Consider the following 17,182-nt stretch of genomic DNA (forward strand, 5'->3'; position numbering starts at 1 on the left):
AAACTAACTTGACCGCTCTTATTCATAAGCAAGAGCAACGAAATGACAACTTTAACAATCTTTTTCTGCGGCACCGGCTCCAACAAGTTTGACGAAAACCATAAAAGCTTCTGGGACGGCGAAATCGTTTCTACGCTCGCTGCACACCACAGCGGACGCGAATTTGCCGAGTGGATCGTCGTCGACGGCCCTGGCAGCGGCAATCTGCAAGCCGACGACCTGTTCACCAAGACGTCTGAATACGGCTTGTCCGGCACGCTGTTCGGCAAAGGCTGGGATGAAAACGTGCAGCACGCGTTGAATATCATCAAAGGCAAATGCGATTGGCAGCGTAAACAACTTACCGAGGCAGAATATAACCGTCTGAAAGCGGCAGGTATTCCTATTGAAGATGTAAAAGAGGAAGGCTCCTGGTTCTGGCGCCAGTATAACTATGGCGACCGAAGTATCACGCAACAGAAGTTGCAGGAACAGATCATCAAGACTTTCCGCAAGGACGGCATTATTCCGACGCGTGTCAATCTGCTCGGCTGGAGCCGGGGTGGTATCAGTTGCCATATGCTTGCCAATGCAATGTCCAGGGACGCTGCGCTCAAACATATTCCGGTGAATATCTTTGCGATTGATCCAGTCCCGGGAATTGGCAACTTCCAGGAAAACCGCGTCAAACTCGAATCCAACGTCAAGGAATACATCGCCTTCTATGCCCGCGACGAGCGCTCAAAAGGCTTCAGCTGCGTGATCCCGCAAACCGCTACCGGCACCAGGACTTCGATCTATCCAATGGCTGGTCGCCACGCCACCCTTGCTGGCAACGCCACGGCGCTCGGCGGCGAGCCGAGTAGCAGCAGCGACCTCAACGCGCTGATCGAGCCCGGCCGCATCGTTCGCCATCTCGCCGAGACCTGCCTCAAGCGCTGGGGCGCGCCACTGAGCAAAACTCTCAACCTGAACGATACCGACCTGCGCCGCCTCACCGGCGCCATCGTCAGCGACGAAGCCCGCTACAAGAAGATGCACAGCCAGTCCTACACCTATTTCACCGAACTGGACAAAGGCGAGCGCTATGTCTCGCTGGGCAGCAAAGGCTTGCCGTTTTCAGCAGTCAAAGGCACGATCTACCGCCCTGCAACCGGACTGACCACAAGCCTGCTGGATATTTCCGGTTACCAGCATCTGCGTTGAAAGGCGTTGAAGAATCGGTAGCAACGTCTGGCGCTTTGTTCGTCCCATTCCTACTTCACGCGATGCCTTGTCGGCTATCGCGAGGCGGTGGTGCGAACCTATAGTCGTGGGTGTCGCTGCTTTGGTCAGTGACACCCACATCACCTACGCTCTGTATCCGCTGACACAGGACGGCTGCGACCTGCTGCAAGTCCGAAAGCCCCGGCCCAGCAACAAACGAAACATCATCGCTGCACACGGCGTATCCAGCATCAGGAGTCAAATTTTGCAAACTACTATTGATTGCGTACGATGGGAGCCATTACTCAGCGAAGGGCTCGCATTTATGGCCAGCACTGAAAACATCGACCACAGCGCCCTCCTTCGCTTGGTCGAAAACGGTTCTGTGAGCGGCACAATCATCGTCGCGAAACCGGGAGGCTGGTCGGTCGAGATTCGGCAAGGTAGCCGCAAATGCGCGCTGACAGCACAACGCAGTGGTCAGGTGCGCCTGTTCAAGAGGCTGGAGACGCTGGTGGCCTACCTGCAGGGCTTGGGCATCAGCCAATTTAACGTGGATGCCTCCGGTTATGACCCGCTGCAACTGAAAACCTACGCCAGGCCTGATCGCTCTGAAGCGTTGAAACAAGCCCATGAAGCGGCCGCTTATGAGGAATGGTTCAAGCGACAGGTGCAGATCAGCATCGATGATCCAAGGCCAAGTATCAGCGATGAAGAAGCTCGCCGAATATTCGCCGCCAAGCGTGATGCCCTGCGTCAACGAGGGCGCTGATGAGGTTGGTCTGGCGCCCGGAAGCGCTTGCTGACCGAGACCGGATAATGGATCGAATCGGTCAGGACAACCCAGACGCTGCTGCGGATCTCGATGAAATGTTCGAATCAAAAGGGGAAATAGCAAGACAGCGCCCAACCTTGTACCGAAAGGGCAGGGTCCACGGAACACGTGAAATCGTTGCGGCCGCCAACTACGTCATCGTCTACGCAATCAAAAAAGACCGGGTGGAAGTGCTGCGTGTCATGCATGCACGGCGGCAATGGCCTTAGCTAGAGGATCATTTTGCAGGAATGTTAAGTGGCATTACTCTGGCCGTATCACGCCAAAAATGAACGATTACTGCTACACGGCAAGTGACGAACCGCCGTTGAGATGAGCTTACCCAAATCTTCGCCCATGAAAAAACCGCCCCAAAGGGCGGTTTTTTATTCACTGCAAACCACTACTTACAATTTCGGCCCAGCCGCCTTGATCGCGTCGCTCACTTCGAACTTCTTGAAGTTCTCGATGAACAGACCGGCCAGTGCTTTCGCGGCTTCGTCGTACGCCGCCTTGTCAGCCCAGGTGTTGCGTGGGTTTAGCAGGTTGGTGTCGACGCCCGGGACCGCCAGAGGCACGTCGAGGTTGATGGTGTCGAGGTGTTCGGTGGCTGCACCGATCAGCGCGCCGCTCTGGATCGCTGCGATCACCGCGCGGGTGGTCGGGATGTTGAAGCGTTGGCCGACGCCGTAGCCGCCGCCGGTCCAGCCGGTATTGACCAGGTAGACCTTGGAGCCGAAGCCGCGGATGCGCTTGATCAGCAGTTCTGCGTACTCACCAGCCGGACGCGGGAAGAACGGTGCGCCGAAGCAGGTGGAGAAGGTCGACTTGATGCCGCTGCCCGAACCCATTTCAGTCGAGCCCACCAGTGCGGTGTAGCCGGACAGGAAGTGGTAGGCCGCTTGTTCTTCGTTGAGGATCGACACTGGCGGCAGTACGCCGGTCAGGTCGCAGGTCAGGAAGATCACCGCGTTTGGCTCGCCACCCAGGTTCTTCTCGGAACGCTTGGCAACGTGCTCCAGCGGGTAGGCGGCGCGGCTGTTCTGGGTCAGGCTGACATCGGCGTAGTCGGCGTGCTTGGCGTCGTCGATAACGACGTTCTCCAGCACCGCACCGTGCTTGATGGCTTTCCAGATGACCGGCTCGTTCTTCTCGGAGAGGTCGATGCACTTGGCATAGCAACCGCCTTCGATGTTGAACACCACGCCTTCGCCCCAGCCGTGTTCGTCGTCACCGATCAGGTAACGGCTTTCGTCAGCCGACAGGGTGGTTTTACCGGTGCCCGACAGACCGAAGAACAGGGTCACGTCGCCGTCTTCGCCGATGTTGGCAGCGCAGTGCATTGGCAGCACGTCAGCGGCCGGCAGCAGGAAGTTCTGCACCGAGAACATGGCTTTCTTCATCTCGCCGGCGTAACGCATGCCGGCGATCAGCACTTTCTTCTGCGCGAAGTTGATGATCACGCAACCATCGGAGTTGGTGCCGTCACGCTCAGGCACGCACTCGAAGTTGGCGACGTTGAGCACTTGCCATTCTTCACGGCCAGCCGGGTTGTACTGGGCCGGGTTGATGAACAGGCAACGACCGAACAGGTTCTGCCAGGCAGTCTGCGTGGTCATTTTCACGGCCAGGTAGTGATCTTCCGCCGCGCCTACATGCACGTGGGAAACGAAGTGCTCTTGCGCGTTGTTGAAGGCCTCGACGCGAGCCCACAGGGCATCGAACTTGTCGGCCGGGAACTTGCGGTTGATCGGGCCCCAGGCGATAGCAGCCTGGGTGGAAGGCTCTTCAACGATGAAACGGTCGACTGGCGAACGGCCGGTGCGGTGACCGGTGCGAACAACCAGAGCGCCGGTATCGGCAAGCTCGCCTTCACCGCGATTCAGGGCTTCTTTTACCAGATCATCAACACTCAGATCGGTGTACACGGCGTTATTGGCTTGCGTCATGAGGTTCCCCGTCGGCCAGTGGCCGAGTGTGCTCCAAACGTTTTGTAGTAGAAAGTCGCGCACTACTACCGCGAAAAAAGTGGGCCGGATTATGCCAGAAAAGCCCAAAAAGAGTAGGGTCCTCCCGTCGCAACGGCGATATTCCGTCATTCCGCAGTGAATTTACCTGCGCTGAACCGTTTTAGTGACGGGTATCTGACGGCGTATCGACGCCCGCGCCAGCGAACAATTGAGCAATATCGGCCGCGTCGAACAGGTACTGCTGATTGCAGAACTGGCAATCGATCTCGACTTTGCCGCCCTGCTCGGCGGCCAGCGCCAGCGCATCTTCCAGCCCAAGACTGACCAGCGCATTGCCGGAGCGTTCCCGCGAGCAGCTGCAACTGAAGCGCAGATGCTGCACATCAAACAGGCGCACTTGTTCTTCGTGGTACAGGCGATGCAGGACGGTTTCGTTGTCCAGGCTCAGCAGCTCATCGGCGCTCAAAGTGCTGGCCAACGCGGTGAGATGCTGCCAGCTGGCGGCGCGATCCTCTTCGTCTTTCAAGCGATCGGCGGGGAGTTGTTGCAGCAGCATGCCGCGGGCACGACGACCGTCGGCGAACAGTTTGAAGCGCGTGCCAACCTGCTGCGACATGACGAAATAGTTGGTGAAACAGTCCGACAGTGTTTCGCCGTCGAGATCGACAATGCCCTGATAGCGCTGGCCAACAGTCGGGTCGACGGTGAGGGCCAGAACGCCGTCCGGCATCAGATCGCTGAGGGTGGCGTCTGCGGCGATCTGCTCGGCGTTGTAACGCGCCAGACCACGGATCTCACGCTCGCTGGAGCACTCGATCATCAGCAGCGAAATCGGCCCTTCCGAGCGTGCCTGCAAAATCAGCAAGCCATCGAACTTGAGCGTGCCGACCAGCAACGAAGCGGCCGCCATCAGTTCGCCGAGCAACTGCGCGACAGGTTCCGGGTACGGGTGTTTGGCGAGGACTTCAGCGTAGCTGCGCTCCAGCGCTACCAGTTCGCCGCGAGTGTCGCTGTCATCGAAGATGAAGCGTTGAGTGAAATCGGTATCCGCTAGGTCGGTCATAGGTCTGGGTATCTGAATGTGATGACAAAATGATTACAAAACGTGAAAATTTGCGCTTGCTGGCACTTTTTTTGGTGCCGGCGCTTTTTCGCCATGGGAGGCATTTTATGAACAATCCGGGTTTGTTCCAATCAAGGTGGAACCTCGGCCGGCTGGTTCTGTGTAACGTAGTGCCGTTGGCGCTGCTGGCTTTCTGGTTATGGCCTACCGGCCAGATGCTGTGTGTGATTTTCGACGAGTGGCTGTTCCGCTCGCTGAATGCACCGCTGGCCAGCAACCCGATATGGCTCCACATTTGGGCAATTGCAAGTCTGCGCCCGTTCGACATCGTCGTCGGACTGATTCTGCTGACGCTGCTGATCAAGGGCGACTGGGTCTTCAGGGCGATCGACGTGCGTCGCGCGTTCTTCGGTTTTTTCTCGATCCTGCTGCTGATGGTGGTGATCCGCGCGCTGTTTTCCAAATTCGCCGATCACATGGGCTGGCAGCACAGCAGCCCGTCAATGGTGCTTGAGGGCGCCGTGCACATCAGCGATTACTTTCCGCATCTGGAAAAAACCTGGGAGCTGAAGGACCGTTCCGGCCAGAGTTTCCCCGGTGATCATGCCTCAGTGTTGTTGATCTGGGCGTTGTTCATGGGCGTGTTCAGCCGCACCGTCGGACAATTTCTAACAGTATGGGGTCTGGCCGTGTTGTTCATGCTGCCGCGTCTGGTGGCCGGCGCGCATTGGGGTCAGGACGATTACATCGGCGGCGTGCTGCTGGCGGTGTGGGCGTTGGGCTGGGGTTACTACACACCGTTTGCCTATCACGCGTCGAACTTCTGGTTGAAGCTGACCGCGCCGGTTTTCGCGCTGTTGGGCAAGCTGCCGATGCTGTCGCGGATGAGTGTGGTGCGTAGCGCCTGATACCGCGTCGTACTCGATTCGCGAGCAGGCTCGCTGCCACAGACGACCTCGATCAAATGTGGCAGCGAGCCTGCTCGCGAAGAGGCCGGCACAATGTTTCAATCTTCGTTGCTGCTACCGCGAAACTTGAACAGATCCCGCCGCTGCTTCTTGCTCGGTTTGCCATCGGTGCTCACGCCCAACGAGCCCGCCTTGCGCATCGCCGCAGCCGCCTCACGCTTGGCGACACTCGCTTCGGTCTCCGCGTACAAGGTCTGCGCCTCGGGTGCGCCACGACGCACGATCGACAATGCTTCGACCCTCACCGTGCGCACTTCGAAGCCGGTACGAATCTCGAACTCATCACCGATGCGCGGCTCCTTGCCCGGTTTGCAGCGCTCGCCACGGCAATGCACCTTGCCACTTTCAATGGCGGCTTTGGCCAATGCACGGGTCTTGTAGAAACGCGCTGCCCATAGCCATTTATCGAGACGGACCTTGTCGTCCTCCTCCTGCTTCTGTCCCATATGAATTCCTCGCTCAGCCAGTAGTCGGAACTGTACTACCGTTTCTGTCGGGCGCAAGAACTCGGCCCTCCAGATAGACTGTGATCTTCGCCGCCTGACCGGCCTGGAGTGACCGCGTGACTAAATTTCCAACTTCGTTGACCTCACCCAAGGGCGGTTGCCAGGGCTGCCAGCAGAGCGAGCCGCTGGACTTCGATTTTGCCTTCGCCTACCAGCCGATTGTCGACCTGCGCGATGAATCGGTGTTTGCCCACGAAGCGCTGGTAAGAGGCGTGGCCGGGGAAGGTGCACTGTCGGTGTTAAATCAGGTTACAGAAGACAACCGCTACCGTTTCGACCAGCTCTGCCGGACCCGCGCCATCGAAGGCGCGGCGAGCCTTAATATGCAGACACACTTGTCGATCAACTTTTTGCCCAACGCCGTCTACCGTCCAGAGCTATGCATTCGCAGCACACTGGAGGCCGCACGCAAACACAACTTTCCGATCGACCGACTGATTTTCGAAACCCTGGAAATCGAGCACGTAGATAATTATCGCCATTTGACCAATATTCTGCGTGAATACCGCGAATTCGGCTTCAAGACCGCCATCGACGATTTCGGTGCCGGTTATTCGGGGCTCAATCTGCTGGCTGATTTCCAACCGGACCTGATCAAACTCGACATGGCGCTGATCCGCGATGTTGACCAGGACCGTGTCCGTCAGGTGATCGTGCGGGGGATTGTCACAATGTGTGCGGAGTTGGACGTTACAGTCATTGCCGAAGGCATAGAAAGCGCCGGGGAACGGGATTTCCTCGCGGACTGTGGAATATTTCTGATGCAGGGCTACTGGTTCGCCAGACCCGCATTCAAAGCGTTGGCCCAGGTGCCGGACGAGGCCTGGAAGCGTTAACCCTTGGTTTTTTTCTTTGAAGACATTTGATCATTTGACCGTTGTCGGTCTGCGCGAGTGGGTGGCGCTCCCGGGCCTGGGAGTCGCGGGCCTGCGCGCAAAAATCGACACCGGCGCCAGCACCTCCAGCCTGCACGCCACCGATATCGAACCGTTCGAACGCGACGGCGAGAAATGGGTGCGCTTCACTGCGCATCTCGGCACGGTGGTGCAGTTGCGTCACCGGCGCTGCGAAGCGCCGCTGGTCACGCGCAAAACCATCAAGAGCTCCAACGGCCATGCGCAAGTGCGCTATGTGATCAGCACCACGCTGGCCCTGGGCGATCGGGTCTGGCCGGTGGAGTTCACCCTGGCCTGCCGCAAGTCCATGCGCTATCGCCTGTTGCTCGGTTCCAAAGCCCTGATCGATGGCCAGTTGGTGGTCAATCCGGGCATCAAGTATGTACAAGACAAGCCGGTGTTCCCGGTATCTACCTCCTCCACAGGTGTTGCATGAAGATCGCTGTGCTGTCGCGTAATCCGCGTCTGTATTCCACCCGCCGTCTGGTCGAAGCCGGAATCGAGCGCGGGCATGAAATGGTGGTGATCGACACCTTGCGCGCCTACATGAACATTGCCAGCCACAAGCCGCAGATCCATTACCGCGGCAAACCGCTGGAAGGTTTCGACGCGGTGATCCCGCGGATCGGCGCGTCGGTGACGTTCTACGGCTGCGCGGTGTTGCGTCAGTTCGAAATGATGGGCGTGTTCCCGCTCAACGAGTCGGTGGCCATTGCCCGCTCGCGGGACAAATTGCGTTCCCTGCAGCTGCTGTCGCGGCGCGGCATCGGTCTGCCGGTCACCGGTTTTGCACACTCGCCGGACGACATCCCCGACCTGATCGCCATGGTCAACGGCGCACCGCTGGTGATCAAGGTGCTCGAAGGCACTCAGGGCATCGGCGTGGTGCTGTGCGAAACCGCGACGGCGGCAGAGTCTGTGATCGAAGCGTTCATGGGCCTGAAGCAGAACATCATGGTTCAGGAATACATCAAGGAAGCCGGCGGTGCGGATATCCGCTGCTTTGTGGTCGGCGACAAGGTGATCGCGGCAATGAAGCGCCAGGCCAAACCGGGCGAGTTTCGCTCCAACCTGCATCGCGGCGGCAGCGCCAGCCTGATCAAGATCACTCCGGAAGAACGCATGACCGCATTGCGCGCGGCCAAGGTCATGGGGCTGGCGGTGGCAGGTGTGGATATCCTGCGCTCGAATCACGGACCGCTGGTGATGGAAGTGAACTCGTCGCCGGGACTGGAAGGCATCGAAACCACCACTGGCAAGAATGTCGCCGGGATCATCATCGAGCATCTGGAAAAGAATGGCGGGCCGAATATGACCCGCACCAAGGGCAAGGGCTAGAGAAGCAGCTGCTAGCGGCAAGCTTCAAGCGGCAAGTGAAAAGCGCTCTTGCTTGTAGCTTGTAGCTTGTAGCTTGTAGCTTGTAGCTTGTAGCTTGTAGCTGCTTCTAAACCGCATCTCTCGGCAACATCAACCCCAGCGGCAATCTCACGCGGGCCTCAAGTCCACCCCCGGACCGGTTGCGCAATTCGACGTTGCCGCCATGCATCGCCGCAATCCTTTTCACGATCGCCAGCCCCAGCCCGGTGCCTTTGCCACCGCGAGCCCGATCCCCTCGGGTGAACGGGTTGAAGATTGCCTCAAGCTCGGACGGATCAATCCCCGCGCCACGGTCCATCACGCTCAGGACCACATACGGCGCGCTGGTATCTCCGGACACATAAGCCGCGACCTCAACTCCCGTGCCGGCATGGTTCAAGGCGTTGCCGATCAGGTTGTTGAGCAGGCGTTTCATCGACACTCGACGCAGCGGAAACGGCTGGATCGGTTCCAGGCGCAGGCGCACTTTCTCTTCGTTCTGGTTGTACGGCGCGGCGACTTCACGCACCAGATCGCTGAGGTCCACCTCCTCCACTGACTCATCACGACCATCGCGGATGAACGCGAGGAACTGGTCGAGAATCGCGTCCATGTCTTCGATATCGCGGACCATGTCGTCGGTGAGATCGGTGTGATCGCCCATCAATTCCAGCGACAGGCGCAAGCGCGTCAGCGGTGTGCGCAAGTCGTGGGAAACCCCCGCCAGCATCAGCTCGCGCTCGCGTCCGGCCTGTTCAACGTCCTCGGCCATCTGGTTGAAGGCGCGATAAACCTCGGTCATTTCGCTCGGCGTGTCGCTGATCGGCAGGCGCACGCTGCGGCCTTGGCCGAGTTGCCGCGCGGCATACACCAGGCGCTTCAAAGGCTGGTTGAGCTGGCTGACGAAAATCCATGCCGACGCCGTCGATAGCAGGCCGATGGCGAGGAACCAGCCGAGCACGTTCCAGATTTTCTGGCCGCGCAGCGGATGTGGATACAACGGCACTTTCAGCCAGCCATCGCCCAGGCTCGGTGCCCTCACCCACAGCGCCGGTGGCGAGTGCATGCGCAAACGCACCTCGGTGTCGGCACCCAGTTCCGCCTGCATCTGCCGCTGATAGATTTCGCTGTACGGCCAGTGCTGCTCGCCTTCCGGCACACCGGCGCCGACCACACGAATCAGGGTCGCGGCATCGGCAATTTTTGCGCGGTTTTCTTCGTCGGCGGCCCAATAGGCGCGCAGCGTCAGAGCGACACCATGGCTGTATTGGCGGTCCACCAGCACGTCCTCGTTCATCAACAGATAAACCAGGGTCAGCGCCTTGGAAAACAGCACGACGATCAGCACCAGCCAGAGGGTGCGGGAGAAAAAACTTTGGGGGAACCAGACGGGGGTTTTCATCTTTAACCGCTACACACTTGCAGGAGCGAGCAATGCTCGCATATTGCGGATTGCGAGTCTGTGGCAATGGCCGTGCGACCAGAGCCTTGCAGACCCGCTCCTACAAATCACCGATCACTTGGTGGCGGTGCCATCCGGTACGAACACGTAACCCACGCCCCAGACGGTCTGGATGTAGCGCGGTTTCGACGGATCGGGTTCGATCATCCGGCGCAGACGCGAGATCTGCACGTCGATGGAACGCTCCAGCGCATCCCATTCACGGCCACGGGCGAGGTTCATCAGCTTGTCGCGAGTCAGCGGCTGACGCGCGTTCATCACCAGCGCCTTGAGTACCGCGAACTCACCGGTGGTGAGCATGTGCACTTCATCGCCACGCTTGAGCTCGCGGGTCGCCAGCGACAACACGTAATCACCGAAGGTGACGTTTTCGTCCTCACTGCCCGGTGCGCCCGGTACCGGTGCGGCCTGACGGCGCAATACCGCTTTGACCCGCGCCATCAGCTCGTCGGGGTTGAACGGCTTGGCCAGGTAATCGTCGGCGCCCAGTTCAAGGCCCTTGATACGGCTCAGCTCATCGCCCTTGGCGGTGAGCATGATGATCGGAATCTGGTTGTTCGCGCTGCGCAGACGGCGGCACGCGGTCAGGCCGTCTTCGCCCGGCAGCATCAGGTCGAGAACGACCAGATTGAACACTTCACGCGCCAGCAGACGGTCCATCTGCTCGGTGTTCGGAACGGTACGGGCACGGTAGCCCTTGCTGACGAAGAAACGCTCCAGCAGGCTGCTCAGCCCCGGATCGTCATCAACGATAAGAATTTTTTCGCCTTCAGCCGTTTGTGCAGTGCTGCTCATTGGATGCTCCTTTTAGCTCGGCGCGCATTATGGCGTAGCTGTCGTTATACGCACCGTGTGCATTGTTAGCAGATTTTTCCTTCACTGCCAGAAAACCGGGGTTTATGCCTACAGCCTGCAACGCCCCCGAATGACAGAACGCTGGTTATAATGCGCGGCGTTTTGCGCCAGGCAACGTCTGAATCGTTACCGTAAGTGGCCGGTATTTTTTCCGGCCCTGTGCAGTAACTGTTCGATTTCACGGGTCAATGGGCAGCTTCTTGATCCAGGCAGCGGCAATTTTCCAGCCGCTCAATCAGCCTCCAGGCCATTATCTGCGTGCCTGCGAGCCTGCTTTCATACTATGTCAGGTGGTTTTATGGACAGCATCAACAGCCGCATCGCCGAGGAACTCGGCGTACGCCCACAACAGGTCGAAGCGGCCGTCGCGCTACTCGATGAAGGTTCTACCGTTCCCTTTATCGCCCGTTACCGGAAAGAAGTCACCGGCAGCCTCGATGACACCCAGTTGCGTCATCTGGAAGAGCGCCTGCGCTACCTGCGAGAACTCGACGAACGGCGCATCAGCATCCTCGCCAGCATCGAGGAGCAAGGCAAACTCACCCCTGCCCTTGAGCGCGACATCAAGCTCGCCGACACCAAGACCCGTCTCGAAGACTTGTACCTGCCGTACAAGCAGAAGCGCCGCACCAAGGGCCAGATCGCCCTCGAAGCCGGCCTCGGCGAACTGGCCGACGGCTTGTTCAACGACCCGAACCTGTCGCCGGAAACCGAAGCCGCGCGCTTCGTCGACGCCGAAAAGGGCGTGGCCGACATCAAGGCTGCGCTGGAAGGCGCCAAATACATTCTCATGGAGCGCTTCGCCGAAGACGCCAGCCTGCTGGAAAAGCTGCGTAATTTCCTCAAACAGGAAGCGATCCTCAGTGCCCGCGTCATCGCTGGCAAGGAAGAGGAAGGCGCCAAGTTCCGTGATTATTTCGAACACGACGAGCCGCTGAAAAGCATGCCCTCGCACCGCGCCCTGGCGATTTTCCGTGGCCGCAACGAAGGCATTCTCAGCTCCGCGCTGAAAGTCGGCGATGAGCTGCCCGGCACGATGCATCCGTGCGAAGGCATGATCGCTCAGCAGTTCGGCATCCAGAACCAGAACCGCCCGGCGGACAAATGGCTCGGTGAAGTGGTGCGCTGGACCTGGAAGGTCAAGCTCTACACCCACCTGGAAACCGACCTGCTTGGCGAGCTGCGCGACGGTGCCGAAACCGAAGCGATCAACGTGTTCGCGCACAACCTGCACGACCTGCTGCTGGCCGCTCCGGCCGGCCCGCGCGCGACCCTGGGCCTCGACCCGGGCCTGCGTACCGGCTGCAAGGTGGCCGTGGTCGACTCCACCGGCAAGCTGCTCGACCACGCCACGGTTTACCCGCACGTGCCGCACAACAAATGGGATCAAACCATCGCCATTCTCGCCGCGCTGTGCGCCAAACACTCGGTGGACCTGATCGCCATCGGTAACGGCACTGCCAGCCGCGAGACCGACAAGCTGGCGATCGAGCTGATCAAAAAATATCCAGCGATGAAAATGACCAAGGTCATGGTGTCTGAAGCCGGCGCCTCGGTGTACTCGGCGTCGGAACTGGCGGCCAAGGAATTCCCGGACCTCGATGTGTCGATCCGTGGCGCCGTGTCGATCGCCCGGCGCTTGCAGGATCCGCTGGCCGAACTGGTGAAAATCGATCCGAAATCCATCGGTGTCGGCCAGTACCAGCACGATGTCTCGCAGCTGAAACTGGCGCGCGGTCTGGATGCCGTGGTCGAGGATTGCGTGAACGCCGTGGGCGTGGATGTGAACACCGCCTCCGTGGCTTTGCTGGCACGGATTTCCGGCCTCAATGCGACGCTGGCGCAGAACATCGTTGCTCACCGTGACGAACACGGCGCGTTCAAGACCCGTGCAGCGCTGAAGAAAGTCGCGCGTCTGGGCGAAAAAACCTTCGAACAGGCCGCCGGTTTCTTGCGCGTGATGAACGGCGACAACCCGCTGGATTCGTCGGCGGTTCACCCGGAAGCCTATCCGCTGGTGCAGCGCATTGCCGCTGAAACCGACCGCGACATTCGCTCGCTGATCGGCGATGCCGCGTTCCTCAAGCGTCTGGATCCGAAGAAATTCACCGACGAAACCTTCGGTCTGCCGACCGTCACCGACATCCTGCAAGAACTGGAAAAACCCGGTCGCGACCCACGTCCGGAGTTCAAGACCGCCGAGTTCCAGGAAGGCGTCGAGGACCTCAAGGACCTGCAACTGGGGATGATCCTCGAAGGCGTGGTGACCAACGTGACCGCGTTCGGTGCGTTCGTCGACATCGGCGTGCACCAGGACGGTCTGGTGCACATTTCGGCGCTGTCGGAGAAGTTCATCAAGGACCCACGCGAAGCAGTCAAGGCCGGTGACGTGGTGAAAGTGAAGGTCATGGAAGTCGATATCCCGCGCAAACGCGTCGGCCTGTCGATGCGCATGAGCGACACCCCGGGCGAGAAAATCGATGGCGCCCGTGGCTCGCGCCCGGGCTCGGCACCGCGCCAGTCTTCGGGCAACGCGCCGCGCAAGGAAACCGCCACCGCCGCGCCGGTGAACAATGCGATGGCCTCGCTGTTCGCCAACGCCAAGCAGTTGAAGAAACGCTGATGGACATGCCGGCCGGGCTCGTCGAGAGCGCGTTTTTCAAGCTGTTGGGCTGTCGCCTGCACAGTCTCGAAACCGGGGTGGCGCAAGTCGCCCTGGCGCTTGAGCCCGAACTGCGCAACCGCGGCGGCAAACTGCACGGCGGTGCGCTGTTCAGTCTGGTCGATATTGCTATGGGCCTGGCGTGTTCCAGCAGCCATGGCTTCGATCAGCAGAGTGCGACCATCGAATGCAAGATCAACTACATCCGCGCCGTTTCCGATGGCGAGGTGCTGTGCACGGCGCGGGTGATCCACCCGGGCCGGCGCACGCTGGTGGTCGAAGCCGAGGTGGTGCAGGGCGACAAACTGGTCGCAAAAGCGCAAGGCACCTTCGCTGTCCTGTAGATGTTGCTCATCATTTTGAGTTAATTTCGGCGCAATGAATCCTGTGGAAGCGAGCCTGCTCGCGAAGACGGTGTGTCAGTCGACGATGAAATTGACTGCAAAACCCTCTTCGCGAGCAGGCTCGCTCCCACAGGGATTGTGCAGTTCTTGACTGACCGGCAAATGGCCTGCCGCTACAAACCAGGCGATAACGCCAGTTTCAACTTCACCCTTGTAGACCGTCCTGCCCACCCCCATATTGGGGCGACTGACGCGTGAAGGAATCCAAATTGAGCGAACTTCTCAACCGCCGCCTGGCTCTGCTTGGCGAGCGCGCTAACCTCTCTCTGCTCAAGCAGTGCCTGCACGGTATCGAACGTGAATGCCTGCGCGTGACCAGTGAAGGTCGCCTGGCGCAAACGCCGCACCCCGAAGCCCTGGGTTCCGCGCTGACCAACGAACAGATCACCACCGACTACTCCGAGTCGCTGTTGGAATTCATCACGCCTGCCCTGCCGGATCCTGCCGACACGCTGGCTAGCCTGGACAAGATTCATCGTTTTGCCTACAGCAAACTCGGCAACGAGTATCTGTGGAGTCCATCGATGCCGTGCCCGTTGCCGGCCGAGGAAGACATCCCGATTGCCTATTACGGCACCTCCAATATCGGTCAGCTCAAATACGTCTATCGCAAGGGCCTGGCCCTGCGTTACGGCAAGACCATGCAGTGCATTGCCGGTATTCACTACAACTTTTCCCTGCCGGAACAACTCTGGCCATTGCTGCGCGAGGCCGAAGGTTTCGTCGGCACCGATCGCGATTTCCAGTCGGTGTCCTACATCGCGCTGATCCGCAACTTCCGTCGCTACAGCTGGCTGCTGATGTACCTGTTCGGTGCCTCGCCGGCGCTGGACGCCGGCTTCCTGCGCGGGCGTTCGCATCAGCTCGAGCAGCTCGACCCGGACACGCTGTATCTGCCGTACGCGACCAGCCTGCGCATGAGCGATCTCGGTTATCAGAGCAACGCCCAGGCCGGCCTGACACCGTGCTACAACGATCTGGCGAGCTACACCGACAGCCTGCGCGAAGCCGTGGCCACGCCGTATGCGCCGTATGTTGAAGTCGGTACGCACAAGGATGGTGAGTGGGTGCAGCTCAACACCAACATCCTGCAGATCGAAAACGAGTACTACTCCAACATCCGCCCGAAACGCGTGACCTACACCGGCGAGCGGCCGATCCAGGCGCTGATGGCGCGCGGCATCCAGTACGTCGAAGTGCGCTGCCTGGACATCAACCCGTTCCTGCCAATGGGCATCGACCTCACCGAATCGCGCTTCATCGACGCCTTCCTGCTGTACTGCGCGCTGACCGACAGCCCGCTGCTGACCAACACTTCGTGCGGCAACGCCACCTCGAACTTCCTCAGCGTGGTCAAGGAAGGTCGCCGTCCGGGCCTGCAATTGCAGCGTGATGGTGAGTCGGTCGAGATGAAGCAATGGGCCGCTGAACTGCTGGAACAGATTGCTCCGCTGGCGGCGATGCTCGACCAGAGCCTCGGCGGCGATGCCCACAGCAAGGCACTGGATGCGCAACTGGCCAAGGTCAACGATCCGTCCCTGACCCCATCGGCGCAGGTGCTGGCGGCCATGGCCGAGCACAAGGAAAGCTTTGCGCAGTTCTCCCTGCGCCAGAGCCAGACCCACGCCGAGTTCTTCCGTAGCGAGCCGTTGGCGGCAGACGAGCAAGCGAAGTTTGAAGAGCTGGCGCGCGCGTCGCTGGCACAGCAGACCGAGCTTGAGCAGAACGAAGTCGGCGATTTCGATGTGTTTGTCGGCGCGTATCAGGCGAGTATTCTCGCCATCAGCAATTAAAGCCGCCCCGGCCTTGATCGTTCCCACGCTCTGCGTGGGAATGCAGCCTGTGACGCTCCGCGTCACTTCGGACGCAGAGCGTCCCTTGAGGCGTTACCACGCAGAGCGTGGGAACGATCAGTCAAAGGCTCACATCCTCTGCTGCCTTAGATTTTTCCGCTCATAAGCTCATTCGAAAAAGTTATTTATTTCGCGATTCTTAGATCATTTAGTCTCCACTCATGCCGACATTCGGTCGCCTGATCTGGAGCTCTCAATTGAAACTGAATTTCCCGCTTCGCCTGCTCGCCGCCGCCTCACTGGCCGCTGCAAGCTTCCTGGCCCAGGCGGCCGACCTCACTGTCGCCTACCAGACTACCGTCGACCCGGCCAAGGTCGCTCAGGCCGACGGCGCCTACGAGAAAGCTACCAAGGCCGATATCAGCTGGCGCAAGTTCGATAACGGCGCCGACATCATCGCCGCCATCGCGTCCGGCGATGTGCAGATCGGCTACCTCGGTTCGAGTCCGTTGACCGCCGCGATCACCCGCAAGGTACCGGTAGAAACCTTCCTGATTGCCACGCAGATCGGCGCCGCTGAAGCACTGGTCGCGCGCGACGGTTCCGGCATCAAGACTCCGCAGGATCTGATCGGCAAGAAAATCGCCGTGCCGTTCGTGTCCACCGGGCACTACAGCCTGCTCGCCGCGCTCAAGCACTGGCACATCGATCCGTCGAAAGTCACCGTGCTCAACCTCGCGCCGCCAGCGATCATCGCGGCGTGGAAACGCGGCGACATCGACGCCACTTACGTGTGGGATCCGGCACTGGGCGTGGCCAAGGAAAACGGCAAAGTGCTGATCACCTCCGGCGAGCTGGCCAAGTTCGGCGCGCCAACCTTCGATGCTTGGATCGTGCGCAAAGACTTCGCCGAAAAGCACCCGGAAATCGTCACTGCGTTCGCCAAGGTCACCCTCGACGCCTACGCCGCTTACCGCAAGGATCCGCAGGCCTGGCTGGCCAACCAGAGCAACGTCGACAAACTGGTGAAGCTGTCTGGCGCCAAAGCCAGCGACATCCCATTGCTGCTGCAGGGCAACGTCTACCCGCTGGCGGCGGATCAGGTCAGTGATCTCGGCGCGCCGACCACCAAAGCCATCACTGACACTGCCGCGTTCCTCAAGGAGCAAGGCAAGGTCGAAGCCGTCCTGCCGGACTACGCGCCTTACGTCAGCGCCAAATACATCACCAACTGATCGGGAGATAACA

16 protein-coding genes are annotated in these 17,182 nt (G+C 59.7%); 11 read left to right on the forward strand and 5 right to left on the reverse strand.

All coding sequences use genetic code 11. From position 1 onward, the window contains the following. Positions 1–42 precede the first annotated feature (42 nt). From D8U82_RS22080 to D8U82_RS22090, 3 genes are all read left to right on the forward strand, one after another. Positions 43–1,185: a hypothetical protein gene (locus D8U82_RS22080; protein ID WP_130887610.1), complete on the forward strand. Its 1,143-nt coding sequence runs from the start codon at positions 43–45 to the stop codon at positions 1,183–1,185. A 106-nt stretch (positions 1,186–1,291) separates the two neighbouring features. Continuing rightward, entirely contained in the window at positions 1,292–1,957 is a 666-nt protein-coding gene (locus D8U82_RS22085) for a hypothetical protein (protein WP_241668079.1), read from the forward strand. Further along, the gene (locus tag D8U82_RS22090) at positions 1,957–2,229 is read left to right on the forward strand and encodes a type II toxin-antitoxin system RelE/ParE family toxin (protein WP_123444075.1); all 273 of its coding nucleotides are present in this window, start codon (positions 1,957–1,959) and stop codon (positions 2,227–2,229) included. Before D8U82_RS22085 ends, D8U82_RS22090 begins: the two co-directional genes overlap by 1 nt. 177 nt (positions 2,230–2,406) lie before the next feature. Here the strand turns inward: D8U82_RS22090 and D8U82_RS22095 are convergent, their stop codons facing one another. Continuing rightward, positions 2,407–3,948 carry a phosphoenolpyruvate carboxykinase gene (locus D8U82_RS22095; RefSeq protein WP_016772179.1) on the reverse strand — a complete coding sequence of 514 codons (1,542 nt, stop codon included), beginning with the start codon at positions 3,946–3,948 and terminating at the stop codon, positions 2,407–2,409. Positions 3,949–4,129: 181 nt separating this feature from the next. Next, positions 4,130–5,032, reverse strand: a complete 903-nt coding sequence (gene hslO / locus D8U82_RS22100; RefSeq protein ID WP_130887609.1) for an Hsp33 family molecular chaperone HslO — start codon at positions 5,030–5,032, stop codon at positions 4,130–4,132. Positions 5,033–5,139: 107 nt separating this feature from the next. Between hslO and D8U82_RS22105 the strand changes: the two genes are divergently transcribed. Continuing rightward, positions 5,140–5,940: a phosphatase PAP2 family protein gene (locus D8U82_RS22105; protein ID WP_130902952.1), complete on the forward strand. Its 801-nt coding sequence runs from the start codon at positions 5,140–5,142 to the stop codon at positions 5,938–5,940. 98 nt (positions 5,941–6,038) lie between these two features. Here D8U82_RS22105 and D8U82_RS22110 read toward each other — a convergent pair whose 3' ends face one another. Then, on the reverse strand, positions 6,039–6,446 hold the full coding sequence (locus tag D8U82_RS22110) for a S4 domain-containing protein (protein WP_016772182.1): 408 nt from the start codon (positions 6,444–6,446) through the stop codon (positions 6,039–6,041). Positions 6,447–6,562: 116 nt separating this feature from the next. Here D8U82_RS22110 and D8U82_RS22115 point away from each other — a divergent pair, with 116 nt between their 5' ends. From D8U82_RS22115 to rimK, 3 genes are read left to right on the forward strand one after another with little or no spacing between them, the layout of a single operon-like run. Beyond that, positions 6,563–7,342 carry an EAL domain-containing protein gene (locus tag D8U82_RS22115; RefSeq protein WP_122698818.1) on the forward strand — a complete coding sequence of 260 codons (780 nt, stop codon included), beginning with the start codon at positions 6,563–6,565 and terminating at the stop codon, positions 7,340–7,342. Between the two features lie 34 nt (positions 7,343–7,376). Beyond that, positions 7,377–7,838 carry an ATP-dependent zinc protease gene (locus D8U82_RS22120; protein ID WP_172667902.1) on the forward strand — a complete coding sequence of 154 codons (462 nt, stop codon included), beginning with the start codon at positions 7,377–7,379 and terminating at the stop codon, positions 7,836–7,838. After that, positions 7,835–8,740, forward strand: coding sequence for a 30S ribosomal protein S6--L-glutamate ligase (rimK, locus tag D8U82_RS22125; protein ID WP_024011184.1), 906 nt, complete (start codon positions 7,835–7,837; stop codon positions 8,738–8,740). Before D8U82_RS22120 ends, rimK begins: the two co-directional genes overlap by 4 nt. Before the next feature lie 106 nt (positions 8,741–8,846). Here rimK and D8U82_RS22130 read toward each other — a convergent pair whose 3' ends face one another. After that, positions 8,847–10,160: an ATP-binding protein gene (locus D8U82_RS22130; protein ID WP_016770645.1), complete on the reverse strand. Its 1,314-nt coding sequence runs from the start codon at positions 10,158–10,160 to the stop codon at positions 8,847–8,849. A 114-nt stretch (positions 10,161–10,274) separates the two neighbouring features. Further along, positions 10,275–11,015 (reverse strand): two-component system response regulator OmpR, encoded by a 741-nt coding sequence (ompR, locus tag D8U82_RS22135; protein ID WP_016772186.1) that lies wholly within the window; start codon positions 11,013–11,015, stop codon positions 10,275–10,277. Between the two features lie 358 nt (positions 11,016–11,373). Here ompR and D8U82_RS22140 point away from each other — a divergent pair, with 358 nt between their 5' ends. The 4 genes from D8U82_RS22140 to tauA all read left to right on the forward strand — a co-directional run bounded on the left by D8U82_RS22140 (position 11,374) and on the right by tauA (position 17,169). Further along, positions 11,374–13,698, forward strand: coding sequence for a Tex family protein (locus D8U82_RS22140; protein ID WP_125925823.1), 2,325 nt, complete (start codon positions 11,374–11,376; stop codon positions 13,696–13,698). Continuing rightward, positions 13,698–14,081, forward strand: coding sequence for a PaaI family thioesterase (locus tag D8U82_RS22145; RefSeq protein WP_016772188.1), 384 nt, complete (start codon positions 13,698–13,700; stop codon positions 14,079–14,081). Before D8U82_RS22140 ends, D8U82_RS22145 begins: the two co-directional genes overlap by 1 nt. A gap of 269 nt (positions 14,082–14,350) precedes the next feature. Further along, on the forward strand, positions 14,351–15,934 hold the full coding sequence (gene gshA, locus D8U82_RS22155) for a glutamate--cysteine ligase (protein ID WP_130887607.1): 1,584 nt from the start codon (positions 14,351–14,353) through the stop codon (positions 15,932–15,934). Between the two features lie 257 nt (positions 15,935–16,191). Then, positions 16,192–17,169, forward strand: coding sequence for a taurine ABC transporter substrate-binding protein (gene tauA / locus D8U82_RS22165; protein ID WP_130887605.1), 978 nt, complete (start codon positions 16,192–16,194; stop codon positions 17,167–17,169). Positions 17,170–17,182: the final 13 nt, after the last annotated feature.

It is taken from the genome of Pseudomonas sp. Sample_23, assembly GCF_004307595.1.
Lineage (GTDB): Bacteria > Pseudomonadota > Gammaproteobacteria > Pseudomonadales > Pseudomonadaceae > Aquipseudomonas > Aquipseudomonas atacamensis.

Bases quoted from the DNA above. Each gene is read 5' to 3' on its own strand.
- D8U82_RS22080 (WP_130887610.1), top strand. From the start codon at position 43: ATGACAACTTTAACAATCTTTTTCTGCGGCACCGGCTCCAACAAGTTT.
- D8U82_RS22090 (WP_123444075.1), top strand. From the start codon at position 1,957: ATGAGGTTGGTCTGGCGCCCGGAAGCGCTTGCTGACCGAGACCGGATA.
- D8U82_RS22095 (WP_016772179.1), bottom strand. From the start codon at position 3,948: ATGACGCAAGCCAATAACGCCGTGTACACCGATCTGAGTGTTGATGAT.
- hslO (WP_130887609.1), bottom strand. From the start codon at position 5,032: ATGACCGACCTAGCGGATACCGATTTCACTCAACGCTTCATCTTCGAT.
- D8U82_RS22105 (WP_130902952.1), top strand. From the start codon at position 5,140: ATGAACAATCCGGGTTTGTTCCAATCAAGGTGGAACCTCGGCCGGCTG.
- D8U82_RS22110 (WP_016772182.1), bottom strand. From the start codon at position 6,446: ATGGGACAGAAGCAGGAGGAGGACGACAAGGTCCGTCTCGATAAATGG.
- rimK (WP_024011184.1), top strand. From the start codon at position 7,835: ATGAAGATCGCTGTGCTGTCGCGTAATCCGCGTCTGTATTCCACCCGC.
- D8U82_RS22130 (WP_016770645.1), bottom strand. From the start codon at position 10,160: ATGAAAACCCCCGTCTGGTTCCCCCAAAGTTTTTTCTCCCGCACCCTC.
- ompR (WP_016772186.1), bottom strand. From the start codon at position 11,015: ATGAGCAGCACTGCACAAACGGCTGAAGGCGAAAAAATTCTTATCGTT.
- D8U82_RS22140 (WP_125925823.1), top strand. From the start codon at position 11,374: ATGGACAGCATCAACAGCCGCATCGCCGAGGAACTCGGCGTACGCCCA.
- D8U82_RS22145 (WP_016772188.1), top strand. From the start codon at position 13,698: ATGGACATGCCGGCCGGGCTCGTCGAGAGCGCGTTTTTCAAGCTGTTG.